This window comes from Pseudomonas sp. Irchel s3f10 (assembly GCF_900187515.1).
Classification (GTDB): Bacteria; Pseudomonadota; Gammaproteobacteria; order Pseudomonadales; family Pseudomonadaceae; genus Aquipseudomonas; species Aquipseudomonas tensinigenes.
The window spans coordinates 1017038-1032404 of sequence record NZ_FYDZ01000001.1 but is presented as its reverse complement, the minus strand read 5'-3'; the positions used below and the strand labels follow the sequence as shown (position 1 = coordinate 1032404).

Annotated in this window: 13 protein-coding genes and 1 pseudogene; 9 read left to right on the top strand and 5 right to left on the bottom strand. The window is 57.8% G+C overall.

Annotation, left to right across the window (positions count from 1 at the left end):
* Nucleotides 1-85: 85 nt before the first annotated feature.
* A pseudogene (locus CKW17_RS30525) lies at nucleotides 86-393 on the top strand (hypothetical protein).
* Nucleotides 394-435: 42 nt separating this feature from the next.
* On the opposite strand, the gene CKW17_RS04775 reads toward CKW17_RS30525, so the two are convergent.
* The 3 genes from CKW17_RS04775 to CKW17_RS04765 form a co-directional block, all read right to left on the bottom strand.
* Nucleotides 436-1689: an MFS transporter gene (locus tag CKW17_RS04775; protein WP_095118933.1), complete on the bottom strand. Its 1254-nt coding sequence runs from the start codon at nucleotides 1687-1689 to the stop codon at nucleotides 436-438.
* A gap of 67 nt (nucleotides 1690-1756) precedes the next feature.
* Nucleotides 1757-2116 carry a hypothetical protein gene (locus tag CKW17_RS04770; RefSeq protein ID WP_141234552.1) on the bottom strand — a complete coding sequence of 120 codons (360 nt, stop codon included), beginning with the start codon at nucleotides 2114-2116 and terminating at the stop codon, nucleotides 1757-1759.
* A gap of 580 nt (nucleotides 2117-2696) precedes the next feature.
* On the bottom strand, nucleotides 2697-3602 hold the full coding sequence (locus CKW17_RS04765) for a LysR family transcriptional regulator (protein WP_095118931.1): 906 nt from the start codon (nucleotides 3600-3602) through the stop codon (nucleotides 2697-2699).
* Between the two features lie 94 nt (nucleotides 3603-3696).
* Between CKW17_RS04765 and CKW17_RS04760 the strand changes: the two genes are divergently transcribed.
* The 5 genes from CKW17_RS04760 to CKW17_RS04740 all read left to right on the top strand — a co-directional run bounded on the left by CKW17_RS04760 (nucleotide 3697) and on the right by CKW17_RS04740 (nucleotide 11352).
* Nucleotides 3697-4863 (top strand): MFS transporter, encoded by a 1167-nt coding sequence (locus CKW17_RS04760; RefSeq protein WP_095118930.1) that lies wholly within the window; start codon nucleotides 3697-3699, stop codon nucleotides 4861-4863.
* 58 nt (nucleotides 4864-4921) lie between these two features.
* Nucleotides 4922-5548, top strand: coding sequence for a TetR/AcrR family transcriptional regulator (locus CKW17_RS04755; protein WP_095118929.1), 627 nt, complete (start codon nucleotides 4922-4924; stop codon nucleotides 5546-5548).
* 200 nt (nucleotides 5549-5748) lie between these two features.
* Nucleotides 5749-7020 carry an OmpP1/FadL family transporter gene (locus CKW17_RS04750; protein ID WP_095118928.1) on the top strand — a complete coding sequence of 424 codons (1272 nt, stop codon included), beginning with the start codon at nucleotides 5749-5751 and terminating at the stop codon, nucleotides 7018-7020.
* Between the two features lie 136 nt (nucleotides 7021-7156).
* Nucleotides 7157-8266 (top strand): efflux RND transporter periplasmic adaptor subunit, encoded by a 1110-nt coding sequence (locus CKW17_RS04745; protein WP_095118927.1) that lies wholly within the window; start codon nucleotides 7157-7159, stop codon nucleotides 8264-8266.
* A complete protein-coding gene (locus tag CKW17_RS04740) occupies nucleotides 8263-11352 on the top strand; it encodes an efflux RND transporter permease subunit (protein WP_095118926.1) in 3090 nt (1029 codons plus the stop codon). Before CKW17_RS04745 ends, CKW17_RS04740 begins: the two co-directional genes overlap by 4 nt.
* A gap of 51 nt (nucleotides 11353-11403) precedes the next feature.
* Here CKW17_RS04740 and CKW17_RS04735 read toward each other — a convergent pair whose 3' ends face one another.
* Entirely contained in the window at nucleotides 11404-12318 is a 915-nt protein-coding gene (locus CKW17_RS04735) for a LysR family transcriptional regulator (RefSeq protein WP_095118925.1), read from the bottom strand.
* 215 nt (nucleotides 12319-12533) lie between these two features.
* Between CKW17_RS04735 and CKW17_RS04730 the strand changes: the two genes are divergently transcribed.
* The 3 genes from CKW17_RS04730 to CKW17_RS30520 all read left to right on the top strand — a co-directional run bounded on the left by CKW17_RS04730 (nucleotide 12534) and on the right by CKW17_RS30520 (nucleotide 14685).
* Nucleotides 12534-13865, top strand: coding sequence for a nucleobase:cation symporter-2 family protein (locus tag CKW17_RS04730; RefSeq protein WP_095118924.1), 1332 nt, complete (start codon nucleotides 12534-12536; stop codon nucleotides 13863-13865).
* Nucleotides 13866-13896: 31 nt separating this feature from the next.
* Nucleotides 13897-14406, top strand: a complete 510-nt coding sequence (locus tag CKW17_RS04725) for a nucleoside deaminase (protein WP_095118923.1) — start codon at nucleotides 13897-13899, stop codon at nucleotides 14404-14406.
* Between the two features lie 147 nt (nucleotides 14407-14553).
* Nucleotides 14554-14685 (top strand): hypothetical protein, encoded by a 132-nt coding sequence (locus CKW17_RS30520; RefSeq protein WP_086936038.1) that lies wholly within the window; start codon nucleotides 14554-14556, stop codon nucleotides 14683-14685.
* Between the two features lie 97 nt (nucleotides 14686-14782).
* Here the strand turns inward: CKW17_RS30520 and CKW17_RS04715 are convergent, their stop codons facing one another.
* The gene (locus tag CKW17_RS04715; RefSeq protein WP_095118922.1) at nucleotides 14783-15178 is read right to left on the bottom strand and encodes a hypothetical protein; all 396 of its coding nucleotides are present in this window, start codon (nucleotides 15176-15178) and stop codon (nucleotides 14783-14785) included.
* Nucleotides 15179-15367 lie beyond the last annotated feature (189 nt).

The window sequence follows — 15367 nt, the reverse complement described above, 5'->3', positions numbered from 1 at the left end:
TTTTGACTGCTTTGGACCCCGAAGCTGCCCTTGATGTCTGTTTGTTGTCGTCATAGGTTACGGGCACTCATGGAGGATCTGACTGATGGCACGCGTGGGTTTGATACTGCCCCCCGGTTTTGCGGACTGGGGATATGCTTTCATTGCTGGTACGGCGTCCCCGTTTTATGGGATCGACGTCAGGTTTTTTGCTCCCACTACGGGGCAGTTTCGTTCGCAGGGTGGATTGGCTGTAACTACCGAAGCAGCTCGATAGCGGTGATAGCAGACCGCATCATTACTGCTCCAGGCAACGCCCCCGTTAGCTTCACCTGCGCAGTGTTTGAAGGTGCCGGGTTATCTCCGGAGAGCATTTCTCAGTTCAGGTCAGTGTTGGCAGCGGAACATGGATGATCGCGTCGTCCCGGCATGTCGGGCACATTTTCAGGAGACATTTCATGGAGTCATGACTGCCGCCAGTTTCGGATGGTTTTTTGCGTAATACAGCTCTGACTCAGCGTCATCCTCCAGGAAGTGCCATATCTTTTTTGATCGCATGGAATATATGACGAGAACCAGAAATACCCCGAGATAAAGCCACATCAAACTGGTTGCACCGGATCTGGACATGATGGCGCCCGTCATCATGAATGACACCGAGCCGCCTAGCTGACTGATCACTAATGTCGATGCCATCAGTCGCACGCGTACGCCGGAGGGGATCGACATGACCCTCTTGTCCATTCCGACCATCGTAATGCAAGCACTCGCCGCCCCGGCGAAAAACAGGCAAGTACTCAACTGCCAGATTTCGCCGGCTTGTGTCGCTGCACAGAGTGCAAACGTTAATAGGGCCCAAGATCCAAGATACTTGTTGCGCTGATTTTCCTTTTTGCTAATCAGCGGGCTTAAGAAGAACAAACCTGCAACGGTTCCACCCGCGAACAACGCATTGAACAGGCCAACGCTACCTTCAACGAGGCCGCGCGCGTGTATAAGCGCTGGAACCAGCATCGGTACGGTGGCGGTTACGGCCAAACCCAGTAGCAACCCTGAAAAAGTCAAAAATTGTTCTGGCGGTAGAACGCATTTGAGTTTAAGCCCCAAAAGCATGTCATTAATAAGATCGGCTGATGATTTTCTGGGTTGCAGGGCAGGGGCTGCACTCACCGGTAACGCCATGGCTAAAACCACAATGAGAAATCCCACTATCGACACAAATAGCAGCGAGACTTCCAGTGAGGAAACCGTAATCACCATACCCGCCAGTAAAGGCCCAGCAACCCGGCCGACAGTAACAACGATGCGCCGGAGGCGAAATGCAGCGTCCGTCCGATGTTTATCAACGGTTTCCGCAGGATAGATACTCAAGAGAGGCTGGATCATTCCAAATGCTGATGCCGCGATCACATCGATCACTATCAGCGCATCAAGGGAATACCAGTTTGCGGCAAAAAAGTAGCGCAATACGCTGGCCATCAAGATCGCAAAGCAGCCTACCTTGAGCGCCGTGCTGCGGCGCATTGACTCAACACGCGGCGCCAGACACAACATTGAAATGATCGCCGCGAGCGCGAGCGCTGATTCGTAGGCAGCCAGCTCCAGCAGGCTTCCTCGCTGCACGATAATCAGAGGTAGCGTCGTATTCCAACAGCCGAGGTAGATCCAAAGTAACAAGTCCAGGCAAAGATACTTTCGAAATATACTCAATTGATAATTTCCTTGCTTCGTATGAAGTTCGCAACAGCTCCACGCCATTGCGAACCCTTTATACGAATCAGCCGGCTACAAAATGATTAACTTTGAAGCTTTCTGCACTCACGCCAAACTTCGAAAAGAGGTGGTTGTGCATTTTATTCTTATAAATATCTCGGTTTTTATCAAAATACTCTCGATCATACCATCTTACGCCGAAGAACATGGTCAGCCCCCTTATCACCGTAGCCAGTTGCCAGTCGTAGAAAACGGCCTCAACCGGTCGAGCTCCCAGTCGTTCGTCAGACTCCATCACTGCAACAATACACTTATCCAGCTCGTCCTTACTTGAAAAAACCACTTCGCAGTTGGTCGGCGCAATAATTGGCATATCAAGTTGACGTTCTTTGCCAAAGACAACTTCGTATGTTTGAGATTCCATTCTTGCCTCTACGTATTTATGGGTGATTAACACGTTTACTTTCAGAAGCTTCCAGTCCATAAAACGGACTGGCTCAACATGGGAGCTCTCGGCGCAGACCATTGTAGACGTCGCATGTAAAACGAACTCGAAATCACAGTAGTTGGCGAGAACCGCCTTGTCAACTCAACAAGGCAGAGGGGCAGAAAGGCTTATTAAACTGCGCAATATAAAAAGCTTTTTACCGTCCAAAGCAACGGACTTGCTTTGCAATGCAGTTGAGTGACGGGACAATTAAGATCAACTCAAAACACGCTGTCAAACTATTTTTTCGTGCACCATTTTGGTAAATAAACAATGCTGCGTAGAAGCTTTGTTTTTGGAGGGTTAACTAATTGAGCATCAAAATTGGGCATGTAAGAAAAGTTTCGTGCACATGCAGAGAGCGGAAGGTTCTGCGTGAATAACACAAGACTTTGTTAAAATTTTTCGGTCAACCATGTCGGTGCTCACGATTGCTCCTGTAGGGCAAACACCTATTGGTAAAACGTCCAAAAAGGCCATGGCCACTTCAACATCACCGGTATCGGCAAATATCACCTTAGGTCTCGGCTGACATCCGGTGATGTTCCACCAGGAAGTCCACAAACAATCGCACTCGCGCCGGCATTGTTGCGCCGCCGATGAACACCGCATGAATCGGTTCCTGGTCCCCGGGATTCCACGCTTCCAGCAGCGCAATCAGGTCGCCACGCTGCAGATCCTCACTCACGCTGAACGCACCGATACGCGCAATGCCGGCGCCCATTCGCGCGAGTTGTGCCAACGCTTCGCCACTGCTGCATTCGATATTGCCGGTGACCTTCAGGGAAAACACTTTGCCATCGCGGATAAACGGCCAGTTGGGTTCGGCACGCCGGAAGTTGAAGCGCAGACAGTTGTGTTGGAGCAAGTCTTCCGGTTCCTGCGGGATGCCGTGACGTTGCAGATACCCGGGCGATGCCACCACGACCTGGCCGGTGGTGCCGATCCTGCGTGCGGTCAGCGGGCTGTCGGGCAGATGGCCGAAGCGCACCGCGACGTCGGCCTGTCCGCCAAGGATGTCGACCACTTCGTCGCCGAGGGTGAGGTCGACGACGATGTTCGGGTAACGGGCGCTGAAGGCTGCGACCAATGGCACGATGGCCAGCCTCCCATGGCCAAGAGCGGCACTGACCCGCAATCGCCCTCTGGGCACGCCTTGATCGGCGATGGCTTCTTCGACCTCATCCATGTCGGCGAGGATCCGCCGGGCGCCGCGCAGGAACGCTTCGCCCTCGGCCGTGAAGGTGATCGCGCGGGTGGTGCGCAACAGCAGGCGAGTGCCAAGCCGTTGCTCGGTGCGCGCAATGATCCGGCTGACGGCCGAGGGCGTCAGGCCCAATGCACGCGCGGCGGCCGACAGGCTGCCTTCCTGCGCCACGGTGGTGAACACGCTCATTTCACCTGACCTGCCGTTGAAATCCACTTGTGCCTCCTACGCAAAGGTGATTGCCAAAAATGCTATCTACCGCCTGAAAAGACAGGATCGTAGCATTGGCAGCATAGATGAGGAGCTTTCCATGCGTATCAATCCACCACTTGTTGCACTCGCCATCGGTGCCTTCGGCATCGGCGTTACAGAATTCGCCCCCATGGGCATGTTGCCGGGTATCGCTGCGGATCTGGGCGTTTCCATTCCCGCTGCCGGTTTGCTGGTCAGTGCTTATGCGCTGGGCGTATTGCTCGGCGCACCGCTGATGACCCTGACCACCGGCAAGATTCCCCGGCGCTATCTGCTGATTGGGCTTATGGCGATTTTCACCTTGGGTAATCTGATGTCAGCTCTGGCCACCGATTACTACAGTCTCATGGTCGCCAGGGTGGTGACTTCACTGAACCACGGTGCCTTTTTTGGCGTTGGCTCCGTCGTCGCCGCCACCCTGGTCGCCCCGGAAAAACGTGCCGGGGCAGTGGCGGCAATGTTCATGGGCCTGACGCTGGCGACCATCGGTGGTGTACCGCTGGCCGCCTGGTTTGGTGAACTGTTCGGCTGGCGCACGGCTTTCTGGGGGATTACCGGCCTCGGCGTAGTGACGATGGCCGCGTTGTGGTTCGCCTTGCCCAACGTGCGGGCGCCGCAAAGCGTCGGTGTCATGGCAGAAATTCGAGTGTTGGGGCGTGGCCCGGTGCTGGCCGCGCTGGCCCTGACCGTCGTCGGCTCGAGTGCCATGTTCACCGTTTTCACCTACATCGCGCCGATTCTCAGCAGCGAGACCCATGCGTCCACCGCCTTCATCACCGCCATGCTGATGCTTTACGGTGTCGGGTTGACGCTGGGCAACATGTGGGGCGGCAAGGCCGCTGACCGCTCGATCGATCGCACCCTGATCGTCTCGCTGAGCGTTCTGATTGTCGTCTTGTTGGCGTTCACCGTACTGATGCGCTGGCCGCTGCCGGCCGCCGTGGCCATCCTGATCTGGGGTATTGCCAGCTTCGCCCTGGTACCGCCGCTACAGATGCGTGTGATGGAAGCGGCCAAGGACGCGCCCAATCTGGCCTCAGCAGTGAACATCGGCGCCTTCAACTTCGGCAATGCGATTGGCGCGGCGCTGGGCGGCGCGGTGATCAGCAGTGGGCTGGGTTATCCGGCGATCTCCCTGGCCGGAGCGGCGATGGCGGGCCTGGGGTTGCTGATGGTGTTGGGGGTTGCGTGGCGCTCGAGAACGATTGAAGCCGCCGTGGTGTAACACGCTCAACAATGCTCGGCGAGTTGTCAGCCATTGATAGGGTGAGTAAGCTGCCCCCATGAATCAGCCATCCCTCTCTACCTCCTCGCCGAACACTCGCGGTCCCGCCGAACACGACATTCGTGACCAGATTGTCGCCGCGGCCAACGAGCATTTCAGCCAATACGGCTACGGTAAAACCACGGTTTCCGACCTGGCCAAGGCCATCGGTTTTTCCAAGGCCTACATCTATAAATTCTTCGATTCCAAGCAGGCGATTGGCGAGGCCATTTGCGCCAACTGTCTGGGCCAAATCGCTGCAGCAGTCGAACAAGCGGTTAATACCGAAGAGGTTTCAGCCACCGAGCGTTTGCGCAGGTTGGTGAAAACCGTGATCGCAACGGGCGTGGACCTGTTCTTCAACGATCGCAAGCTCTACGACATCGCGGCGTTTTCCGCATCGGAGCGCTGGAACAGTGCCCAGGTGTATGAAGCGCAGATCAAGGCCTTTATCCTCGATATCGTGCGTCAAGGGCGAGAAGCGGGGGAGTTCGAGCGCAAGACGCCGCTGGACGAGACCGTCGACGCGATCAATCTGGCGTTGCGGCCTTTCGTCAATCCGCTGCTGTTGCAACACAATCTGGATCTGATCGAACAAGCGCCCACGCTGACGACCAACCTCATCCTGCGCAGCCTCATGCCTTGACCCATCGCTGAGCAAGGTTTTCAGGCGATTCCAGTCAGACGACATCCCCCCTCATTACGTTTCCTGCCCACCGGCACATCAGTGCCGGGAGGGCGTTGAATTTAGCTTGTCGTGACCATTGACTGAATTGGTCACATGGATAGTATGGCTTCGCTGTAGTGCTCGATGTTCTATTCCAGTGATCTCCATAGAGTCCAATAATGAAAAAAACAATGCTCAAGAGCCCCGTGGGCCTGGCCTTCGTGCTTGCGTCTTCTAATGTGTTTGCCGGTGGCTTTGCACTCAACGAACAAAGCATCAGCGGGATGGGCTCCGGTTTTGCCGGGCGCTCTTCTTCAGCCGAAGACGCCAGTACGATCTACGGCAACCCGGCGGGCATGGCGCGGCTTAAACGGGAGCAGGTGAGCGTGGGCGCGGCGACGCTGTTCGCCAAGTCTGATATCAGCCGCACGCGCAGTACGTTCGGCGGCAATGAAGACGGCGACATGGTGCCGACGACCACCGTACCGATGGGGTATTACGTCAAACCCATCGATGACCACTGGGCATTCGGCGTCGGATTTTATGTACCATTCGGGCTGATCACCGACTACGGCAGTGGTTTTGCCGGGCGCTATTACGCCAACAAGAGTGAAGTCACCACGCTGACTTTCCAGCCGACCATCAGCTACGCCTTTAACGAAAAAGTCTCGATCGGCTTTGGTCCGACCATCAACCGTATCAGCGGCGAGATATCGGGCATGGTCCCCAATCCACTCAGCCCAGGGCGTAATGACGGCAAGCTGAAAAGCACCGGCGATGACACCGCGCTAGGCTTCAACGCCGGCGTGCTGGTGCAGGCAACAGACCGGACCCGCCTGGGGCTGACCTATCACTCCAAAGTCAGTTACCACCTGGATGCGAAAACCAAGGTCACCGATGGCATCTTCAGCGTGCTGGGCGTCAGCGGCCGCAGCTATGACGCATCGCTGGACGTGGACACGCCGGAGTCGGTGGATTTTTCGGTCACGCATCAATTCAATAACGACTGGACGCTTTATCTGGGCAGTACCTGGACGCGCTGGAGCCGCTTCAAGGAGCTGACGATCGAGAACAGTGGCTTGCCGCCGTTGCTGAGTGGCCAGTTGGGGACGATCAGCGAAGAGCAGAACTGGCACGACACCTGGGCTCACGCGATCGGTGCGGCCTATCAATTGAATAACCAATGGGTGCTTCGTGCCGGTTTCTCGGTTGATCAGTCACCGGCCAACAACACCAACCGGGGGCCGCGCATTCCGACGGGCGACCGCAAGGTGCTCAGCTTCGGGGCAGGCTGGACGCCCATGGAAAATGTCACGATCGACCTGGCTTATTCCTACCTTTGGGAGGAGAGCGTCGAGGTCAACGACACCTCGGCATCGAGAGGTGCCTACAGTGCCAGATACAAGAACAGTGCGAGCGGGCTGGGGACTTCGGTGAGCTACCGTTTTTAGTCGGGCATGTGAGTCGATTCGTAGGCCGATATTGCTGATGGTCGGGATGCAGTCATTTCTCAAATAGTGACTATTGACGATATTAGTCACAGGACTGAGAATATGATGATCATCCTATTCCTCAGTAAGGGAATCTATGCGCCGGCTTCGACCTTTCCCCATTGCCGCATGCTTGTTGCCTCTCGCCCTGAGCGCCTGTGGCGAATCTTCCAGCGTTGCAGATCCCCGTACGCAGGCGCCGCTGGTCAGATCCGCTGCGGTTCAAGCGTCACCCGATGTCGCTCGCTCTTTCACCGGAGTGGTCGCGGCGCGCATTCAGGGCGACCTGGGTTTTCGCGTATCGGGCAAAGTGCTCGAACGTCTGGTTGATACGGGGCAGGCCGTCAAGCGGGGTCAGCCGCTGATGCGTCTCGACCCGATCGATCTCGGACTGCAAGCGCGGGCGCAGCAGGCGGCGGTCATCGCTGCTCGCGCCAGCGCCAAACAGACAGCCGACGATGAGGCTCGCTATCGCAAACTGGTCGGCGTTGGCGCCATTTCGGCATCAGCCTACGATCAGTTCAGAGCCGCCGCGGAGACGGCAAAAGCGCAGCTCAACGCCGCGCAAGCGCAAGCGGACGTGGCGCGTAATGCTTCAGGTTATGCGCTGCTGGTCGCTGATGCAGACGGCGTGGTGGTGGAAACACTCGCCGAACCCGGACAAGTCGTCAGTCCGGGACAACCGGTGGTGCGATTGGCCCGCGCAGGGCAACGCGAAGCCATCGTGCATTTGCCCGAAACGCTACGTCCGACCGCCGGCTCCTCCGCGCAAGCCAGCCTCTACGGGGTCAATTCAGCGGCGGTTACGGCAAAGCTGCGGCTGCTTTCGGACTCCGCAGACCGCACGACGCGCACATTCGAAGCGCGGTATGTGCTCGAGGGGCCATTGGCCAATGCGCCGATCGGTGCGACCGTGACCCTCAGCATTGCCGAAGGCGCCACCCAGACACAGGCATTACAAGTCCCCATCGCAGCGATTTACGATCCGGGCAAAGGCCCCGGGGTGTGGGTCATCGCCGGAACACCGGCAACAGTGACCTGGCGCGCGGTTCAGGTGTTGGGATTGAGCGATGATTCGGCGCGCATCGCCGGCGACCTCACTGCCGGTGAGCAGGTGGTGGCGTTGGGCGCCCATCTGCTGCGCGATGGCGAAGAGGTGCGATTACCGCAACAGAGCGAAGCCAGCGTTGCCGGGAGTCGCCCATGAGCCAGGGGCGATTCAACCTGTCCGCCATCGCCGTTCGCGAGCGGGCGATCACGGTGTTCCTGATTTTCCTGATTGCCGTTGCCGGGACGTTGTCGTTCTTTCAATTGGGGCGTGCGGAGGATCCACCGTTTACGGTCAAGCAGTTGACCGTGATTACCGCGTGGCCGGGCGCGACGGCGCAGGAGATGCAGGATCAGGTCGCTGAACCCCTTGAAAAGCGCCTGCAAGAACTCAAGTGGTACGACCGCTCGGAAACCTACACCCGTCCGGGACTGGCGTTCACGATGGTGTCGTTGCTCGATAGCACGCCGCCCTCGCAAGTGCAGGAAGAGTTCTATCAAGCACGCAAGAAACTCGACGATGAAGCCATCAGGCTGCCGGCCGGTGTGATCGGGCCGATGGTCAACGATGAGTTTTCCGACGTGACCTTCGCGCTGTTCGCCTTGAAAGCCAAAGGCGAGCCGCAGCGCTTGCTGGTGCGTGATGCCGAAGCCATGCGCCAGCGTCTGCTGCATGTGCCGGGGGTGAAGAAGGTCAATATCATCGGTGAGCAAGCCGAGCGTATCTACGTCTCGTTTTCCCATGACCGCTTGGCGACTCTCGGCTTGTCACCACAAGACATCTTCGCCGCGCTGAACAGTCAGAACGTGCTGACGCCCGCCGGGTCCATCGAAACCAATGGGCCGCAGGTGTTTCTGCGTCTCGACGGTGCTTTCGACAAGGTGCAGAAAATTCGCGACACACCGGTCTCTGTTCAGGGGCGCACACTCAAGCTCTCTGATGTCGCGACGGTTGAACGCGGTTACGAAGATCCGGCCACCTTTGTCGTGCGCAATAACGGCGAAGACGCGCTGCTGCTGGGCGTGGTGATGCGCGAGGGCTGGAACGGTCTGGATCTGGGCAAGGCGCTGGATGCGGAGACCGCGCGGATCAATGCGGAAATGCCATTGGGCATGACCCTCGCCAAAGTCACCGACCAGGCGGTCAATATCGACTCGGCGGTCGGCGAGTTCATGGTCAAGTTTTTTGTCGCGCTGCTGGTGGTCATGCTCGTGTGCTTTCTCAGCATGGGCTGGCGGGTAGGGGTAGTGGTCGCCGCGGCTGTGCCGTTGACCCTGGCGATCGTGTTCGTGGTGATGGCTGCTACCGGCAAGAACTTTGATCGCATCACCCTCGGCTCATTGATCCTCGCGCTGGGGCTGTTGGTCGATGACGCGATCATCGCCATTGAAATGATGGTGGTGAAAATGGAGGAGGGCTACGACCGCATCAAAGCGTCCGCGTATGCCTGGAGCCATACGGCGGCGCCGATGCTGTCCGGTACGCTGGTGACCGCAATCGGCTTTTTGCCGAACGGTTTTGCGCAGTCGACTGCCGGCGAGTACACCAGCAACATGTTCTGGATTGTCGGCATCGCGTTGATCGCGTCCTGGGTCGTTGCGGTGGCGTTCACCCCGTATCTGGGCGTGAAGTTGTTGCCGGACATCAAGAAGGTCGAAGGTGGCCACGTGGCGATCTACAACACACCGAATTACAACCGCTTCCGCCGGTTGCTGACCGCGGTGATTGCTCGCAAGTGGCTGGTGGCAGGTACGGTGGTCACGCTGTTTTTCGTCGCCGTGCCAGGCATGGGGCTGGTGAAGAAGCAGTTCTTCCCGACCTCCGACCGCCCCGAGGTGATGATCGAGGTGCAGATGCCCTACGGCACTTCGATCGAGCAGACCAGTGACGCGGCCGCCAAGGTCGAAGCCTGGTTGCAAAAGCAGGATGAGGCCAAAATCGTCACGGCCTATATCGGCCAAGGTGCGCCACGTTTCTTCCTGGCGATGGCGCCAGAATTACCCGATCCTTCTTTTGCCAAAATCGTGGTGCTGACGGACAGTCAGGAGGCCCGCGAAACCCTCAAGTTCCGGCTGCGCAAAGCGGTGGCTGAAGGACTCGCGCCGGAGGCCCGTGTCAGGGCCACGCAAATTGTCTTTGGTCCTTATTCGCCGTTCCCGGTTGCCTACCGGGTGATGGGGCCTGATCCGGCGAAGTTGCGCGACATCGCCGAGCAGGTCCGCGGCGTGATGCAAGACAGCCCGATGATGAGAACCGTGAACACTGACTGGGGATCGCTGACCCCGACCTTGCATTTCAGTCTCGATCAGGACCGTCTGCAAGCAGTGGGGTTGACCTCCAATGCGGTTGCCCAGCAACTGCAGTTCCTGCTGAGCGGAGTGCCGATCACCGCGGTGCGCGAGGATATTCGTTCTGTGCAGGTCGTCGGGCGTGCGGCGGGCAATATCAGGCTCGACCCGGCGCAAATCAAAGGCTTCACCCTGGTCGGCGCAGCGGGGCAACGCATCCCGTTGTCGCAGATCGGCGAGGTCGACGTGCGCATGGAAGATCCGATTCTGCGGCGCCGTGATCGCACGCCGACCATCACCGTGCGGGGCGACATTGCCGAAGGTTTGCAGCCTCCGGATGTGTCGGGTGAGATCCTCAAGCAATTGCAGCCGATCATTGAAAAACTGCCTTCGGGTTACCGAATCGAGCAGGCGGGTGCCATCGAGGAGTCCGGCAAAGCGGGCAAGGCGATCCTGCCTTTGCTGCCGATCATGATCGCCATGACGTTGCTGATCATCATGGTGCAGGTGCGTTCGATCGCGGCGATGATCATGGTCTTCCTCACCTCGCCATTAGGCTTGATTGGTGTGGTGCCGACGCTGCTTATCTTCAATCAGCCGTTTGGCATCAATGCGCTGGTCGGGCTGATTGCGCTGTCGGGGATCCTGATGCGCAATACGCTGATTCTGATCGGGCAGATCCACCACAACACGCTGGAAGGGCTGGACCCGTTCCACGCTGTGGTCGAAGCCACGGTGCAACGTGCGCGGCCGGTACTGCTGACGGCGCTGGCGGCCATCCTGGCGTTTATTCCCCTGACACACTCGGTGTTCTGGGGCACGCTGGCCTACACCCTGATTGGCGGCACGTTCGTCGGTACCATCATGACGCTGGTGTTCCTGCCGGCGATGTACTCCATCTGGTTCAAGATCCGCCCTGAGCACAACGCTCAGACTGAAACAGTCAAACTGGCGTAGTGACAACGCCTGCAATCGAGGCCCGCTTTCGCGGGCCTCTTTGTCCCCAAATCAAAGCGTGGTGATCTGCCCGTTGCGATCCAACTCATACACCTTGTTGCCCTGCAATTTCTCCTTCAACCAACGTTCGGCTTTACCCAGCGGCCGCTGCCGCGCCCACAGCAAATCCACACCAATCTGCCAGTCGGTATGCGGATACGCCGAGAGCTGCAGTTCCACCAGTTCACCCTTGGCCAATTCACGCTGAATGAGCTGGCGGGGCATGGTGGCCCAGCCGAGTCCGGCGCGGACCATTTCCAATAACGCCAGATAGCTTTCCGCTTGCCACAACTGGGTCGAGCGCAGGTATTCGCTGCTCGGCAGTTTGCTCGCGTGGGCGCTGAAGGCCAGGCGCCGATGCACGTGCAGGTCGTCGAAGGTGACGTTGTCGAGTTGCGCCAACGGATGGTCGGGGTGGCAGACGTGCAGCATGATCAGTTTGCCCAACTGCTGGAACGCCAGCTCCTTGGGATAGCCGGGCTGTGAGAACGCCACACCGAGTACCGCTTCGCCGCTGCTGACCAGTTCGCTAACGTCGCCGTAAACCGGATGGCGGATGATCAGGTCGACAAAGGGGAACGCGGCTTCGAAGGCTTTGAGCACCGGCATGATCGGCCCGTACGGCGTTTCAATCGCCAGTGTCAGGCTGGTTTCGACGTTGTCCGAAAGGCAATCGGCGTGGGCTTCGAAGGTCATGCAGCGTTCGAGCACGGCTTCGGCCTGCACCAGCAATTTGTGGCCGCTGGCGGTGAGGGCTGGGCTGCGGTTGCTGCGGTCGAACAGGTCGACGCCGAGGTCGGTTTCGAGGTTGGCAATCGCCGCGCTGATGGTCGATTGGGTCTTGCCCAGTTGGCGCCCGGCGGCGGAGAACGATCCGCTTTTGACCACTTGGATAAACATCAACAGTTGATCGAGTGAGAAGCGCAAGCGGTGAACTCCCGGGTCGAGGATGGGGGTTTAAAGCAGATTACGAATGCCAGATTCGTGCCATCGAAAAAAGCGATGGTTGCTAATTTGGTTCATCGCAATAAACGTTCAACCATGGCCCCGCGTCAAACGATCTCCGGGGCCGATCTGACTTTCAAACGCCCCTGAGCATGCCCGCGATCTCAACAGATGCCGCACCTTCAGGAGCGTGTGAAATGACCACACAACGCATTCATCCGGTGGACGAGGTTTTGCCACTGCGACAGTTGTTCACGTTTGGCTTGCAGCATGTGCTGGTGATGTACGCGGGAGCGGTGGCGGTGCCGCTGATTCTTGGCAGCGCGATGGGACTGACCTCGGCGCAGGTGGTGCTGCTGATCAACGCCAACCTGTTGACCTCGGGTGTGGCGACGCTGATTCAAACCCTCGGCTTTTGGAAATTCGGCGCGCGGCTGCCGCTGATTCAGGGCTGCTCGTTCATTGCCCTGGCGCCGATGATCATGATCGGTAAAGAGTTCGGCCTCAGTCAGATCTTCGGGGCGGTGATTGCCGCAGGCTTCATCACTATTGCGTTGGCGCCAGTGTTCAGCCGCTTGTTGCGGTTTTTTCCGCCGGTGGTGATTGGCAGTCTGATCACCATTATCGGCATCTCGCTGATGCCGGCGGCGGCGATCTGGCTGGGCGGCGGCAATCCCGACTCGGCGGATTTCGGCAATCCGGCGAACTTGTTGCTGGGTTTGGCCACGGTCAGCGTGACGTTGGTGATCTACGCCAAATGCAAGGGCTTCCTCGGCAACCTCAGCGTGCTCATTGGCCTGTTCGTCGGTAGCCTGATCGCAGCGGTTTGCGGCATGACTCACTTCAATCGGGTCAGCGAAGCGGCGTGGTTTGAGCTGAGTGCGCCGATGGCCTTCGGCGCCCCGGAATTCGCGCCGGTGCCGATTCTGATCATGACCCTGGCGATGCTGGTGATCATGGCCGAGACCACCGGCAACTGCCTGGCGATCGGCAAATTGACCGGCAAACCGACCACTCAGCAAACACTCGGCAACGCGTTTCGCGCCGATGGCTTGTCGACCATGCTCGGCGGCTTGTTCAACAGCTTTCCTTACAACGCCTTCACCCAGAACACCGGTTTGATTGCGCTTTCCAACGTGAAAAGCCGCTACGTCGTGGCCGCGGCCGGGGCAATCATGGTGCTGATGGGTTTGTTCCCGAAACTTGGTGCTTTGATCGCCGCGGTACCGACGCCTGTGCTCGGCGGCTGCGCGATCGTCATGTTCGGCATGACCACGGTGGCGGGCATTCAAGAACTGTCGCGGGTGCAATTCGAGGGAACGCGCAACGGAATTATCGTTGCGGTTTCGGTAAGTGTCGGGGTGCTGCCGATGTCCTTTCCGGCGCTGTTCGAACACGTCGGTCCGACGTTGAAACTGGTGCTCGACAGCGGGATTTTCCTCGGAGCGATCACCGCCATCGCCCTCAACATCCTGCTCAACAACGAAAAAAAATCGACCGAAACCCTCGGCGCTGAACTGGCCGACTGACCTTTTGTTTTCCACTGCCCAGGAGTTACCCATGAATCAATTCACTCAGCTCATCCCGGCCGGCGTCAGCGATCTGGATCTGGCGTTGTTGCGCCAGACCATCGCCTTGTCCGAGGCATCGAAACAACGCGGTCGCCATCCGTTCGCGGCATTGGTGGCCGACCGCAACGGCAAGGTGATTGTCGAAGCGGGGAACAACTCGATGCCGCCCGAAGGCGATCCGACGCAGCACGCGGAGTTGGTAGCAGCCGCCGCAGCGGCAAAATTGCTGTCGCCGCAAGAGCTGGAACTGTGCACGCTGTACACCAGCGCCGAACCTTGCTGCATGTGCGCCGGCGCGGTGTATTGGACGGGGATCGGGCGGGTGGTTTATGCCTTGTCGGAGCATGCGTTGCTGGGGTTGACGGGCGACCATCCGGAGAACCCGACGTTCTCGCTTCCGTGCCGCGAGGTGTTCGCCAAGGGGCAGCGCAAGGTCAGTGTGCTGGGGCCGATGCTGGAGGGGGAGGCGGCTGCACCGCACAAGGGCTTCTGGTTGTAACCGCTTTGAAACGAAGCGCGCGTGGTGTGAGGTTGCGCTATCCAGAGACTTAAGAGTACTTGCTCGCCGAGAGGGAGAAGGTGCGAAGTTTTGGAACTGCCAGCCCTCGGCCGATGCCGAATGAGTAACCAGAACGAGGGCAAAGCAATGACTGAAGAAACAGCACAATTTCCAGAGGAAGAAGTACCTGATCAATCGACGCCGGCGCATTCCACAGAGGAAGAGCAAAAGCGCCTCAAAGATTTTAACAAGGAAGGCATCCCGCCCGGCAGCTGCTGATGGGTAGGCACTGGCTCGGGCCACGTACCTTCGGCGCGTCGCTTTGCGACGCGCCATGAGGCGTTGGCCTGCGCCAGTGCGGCCATCGGCGGGGATTTCAAGCGTGTGTGTCAACGCTGAGTGTCATTTGGATCAATGTTGCCTGCAGCGCGTGGAGGTTGCCAGCACATACAGAAATCTGATTTTGAATCTCGATTGTTCTTTGAGACTTCTCTTCTTCTGGCATATTCATTCTTTCGATTTTAGCCAGCTCTGCTCTGCGAGTGGCAAGTTGTTGCTGCATCTCGGCAATTTGTTTTTTTATGAGCTCGACTGCACTAATAGGCTGTTTGACCGTATTAACATCTTCTTCTCTGGAATCAATTCTAATCTTGTCGTCGCTAGTGGTTTTCTTCGTAAGTGATAGATGATTTTGCGAATCTGATTTTATGTGTTGGTTGTTCTCTGGTTTTTTCTTATAGATGGTTACGCTCATTGCACTGATTTTTGGCATGGCTAATTCTCTTGGCTTTCTCGGCTATAGGGCGTTGGGGCTATTGATCTCACACGGTTGCGCGTGAGTGCTCACTACGCCTTTTATGGTAATGAGTCTTCTGCATGTGGATATAGGAATTGTCTTGTTTTTATGCGCCATGGCTAGACGCGCAGAAACGACAAGGCTCTGAATAAATCAGAGCCTTGA